The sequence below is a fragment of the Streptococcus sp. genome, assembly GCF_019414905.1.
Classification (GTDB): domain Bacteria; phylum Bacillota; class Bacilli; order Lactobacillales; family Streptococcaceae; genus Streptococcus.
The window spans coordinates 1-2,294 of sequence record NZ_DXLC01000222.1 but is presented as its reverse complement, the minus strand read 5'-3'; the positions used below and the strand labels follow the sequence as shown (position 1 = coordinate 2,294).

The 2,294-nt window shown below is 37.3% G+C and carries 1 protein-coding gene and 2 pseudogenes; all 3 read left to right on the top strand.

Annotated elements, in window-relative coordinates:
- A pseudogene (locus QZ359_RS06840) lies at window positions 1-72 on the top strand (S-adenosylmethionine synthetase); the annotation flags it as partial.
- 90 nt (window positions 73-162) lie between these two features.
- Complete coding sequence (gene pgdA / locus QZ359_RS06835; protein WP_293964581.1) at window positions 163-1,554, top strand: peptidoglycan-N-acetylglucosamine deacetylase PgdA; 1,392 nt, start codon at window positions 163-165, stop codon at window positions 1,552-1,554.
- Between the two features lie 76 nt (window positions 1,555-1,630).
- Window positions 1,631-2,263: pseudogene (locus tag QZ359_RS06830) on the top strand (aldo/keto reductase); the annotation flags it as partial.
- Between the last annotated feature and the right edge of the window lie 31 nt (window positions 2,264-2,294).

Here is a 2,294-nt window from a genome sequence, read left to right as displayed (position 1 = left end):
GGACGTACAGATATTGATCTTCCATGGGAACGTTTGGATAAGGTAGATGCTTTGAAAGAAGCAGTCAAATAAAATCTTAAGAGGGGGACTTCCTCTCTTTTTTAATATACTATTTCCTTTAAAATCATTGAAATTATAGCTTGAATTTGATATGATGGTCTTATGGATAAAAGTAGAGCAAAGCGTGAGAATCACGATAAGATAAGAATGAGTCTAATAGCCCTAGTAGCTATCTTCTCAGTAAGTATTTGTGTCCTTGGTTTAATGATTGGATACAAAATATACACAAAACAAAGTTTTGAACAAAAGATTGAATCGCTCAAAAAAGAGAAAGATGATCAATTGAGTGAGGGAAATCAGAAGGATCATTTTCGTAAGGGACAAGTAGAAGTAATTGCCTATTATCCTCTCCAAGGGGAGCAAGTGATTTCATCTGTAAAAGAAATCATGACACAGGATATTAAGGAAAATCTGGAAGACAAGGAAAATCTGGTTTTTTATTATACGGAGAAACAGGATTCGACTTTAAAAGGGATTGTCAACCGAAGTGTGATGAAACAAGTCTATGATTTAACTTCTTCAAAAGTTGAAGAGACTGAAAAAACTAGTCTGGAAAAAGTGCATTTGACAGAAGACGGTAAACCTTTTACCCTTGATCAACTATTTTCAGATGCTAGTAAGGCCAAAGAGCAACTGATAAAAGAACTGACTTCTTTCTTACAGGATAAGAAATTGGAGCAAGAAAAGGTCGATCAGATTGTTAAAGGCTTCTCTGACCAAGACTTATCTGCATGGAATTTTGATTACAAGGATAGTCAGATTATCCTTTATCCAAGTCATGCAGTTGAAAATCTAGATGAGATTGCCTTGCCAGTATCTAGTTTCTTTGAAGTTATTCAGTCCTCTTATTTATTAGATAAGGACGCAGAACTATATAAGGCTTATTATGAAAAGAAAAATCGTAAAGTAGTGGCCTTGACTTTTGATGATGGACCAAATCCTGCGACGACAAATCAAGCATTAGATACACTTTCTAAGTATGGTATTAAGGCGACTTTCTTTGTTTTAGGTAAGAATGTTTCTGGCAATGAAGAGATTTTGAAACGCATGAAAGCAGATGGTCATGTCATTGGAAACCATAGTTGGAGTCATCCGATTCTCTCGCAACTTTCTCTTGATGAGGCTAAAAAGCAGATTACTGATACTGAGGATGTGCTAACTAAAGTGCTGGGTTCTAGTTCCAAACTCATGCGCCCGCCTTATGGAGCTATTACAGATGATATTCGCAATAGCTTGGATTTGATCTTTATCATGTGGGATGTAGATAGTTTGGACTGGAAGAATAAAAATGAAGCATCTATTTTGACAGAAATTCAGCGTGAAGTCAAGAATGGTTCTATTATTCTCATGCATGATATCCATGCTGAGACGGTACATGCTTTACCAAAGGTCATTGATTATTTGAAAGGGCAAGGTTATGACTTTGTAACCGTACCAGATTTGTTAGATTCTCGTCTTAAAGCTCACCAGCTTTACTACGACCGTGACCAATAATTTAAAAAATCTAAAGAGATAAGTTTTCTTTGAGAATTTGTTTCTTTGGATTTTCTTCTCATAGAAAGGAAAAATAATGAAATCTTCTACTTTAAATAATGACGTTACAATTCCAGTTCTGGGTTTTGGAACCTGGAAAGCTGAAAATGGAGAGATTGCTTACCAAGCTGTCCTAGAGGCTTTAAAGGCAGGCTATCGCCATATCGATACGGCAGCTATCTATAAAAATGAAGAAAGCGTTGGTCGTGCTATTCAAGATAGTGGCGTTCCGCGTGAGGAAATTTTTGTAACCAGTAAACTCTGGAATACAAATCATAACTATGAGCAAGCTCGTCAGGCTTTTGAAGAGTCTTTAGAGAAGCTGGGCTTGGAATATTTGGATTTGTATTTGATTCATTGGCCAAATCCAAAACCGCTCAGAGAAAATGACCAATGGAAAATCCGAAATTCAGAAGTCTGGAGAGCGATGGAGGAGCTTTATCAAGAAGGCAAAATCCGTGCTATCGGGGTTAGTAATTTCCTTCCCCATCATTTGGATGCCTTGCTTGCAACAGCAAAAATTCTTCCTGCGGTCAATCAAGTTCGTTTGGCGCCAGGTGTCTATCAAGAGGATGTCGTAGATTACTGTCGAGAAAAAGGAATTTTATTGGAAGCTTGGGGACCTTTTGGGCAGGGAGAACTGATTGATAGCAAGGAAGTGCAAGAAATTCCTAAAAAGAAAAGTTGACACAAAACAGCAC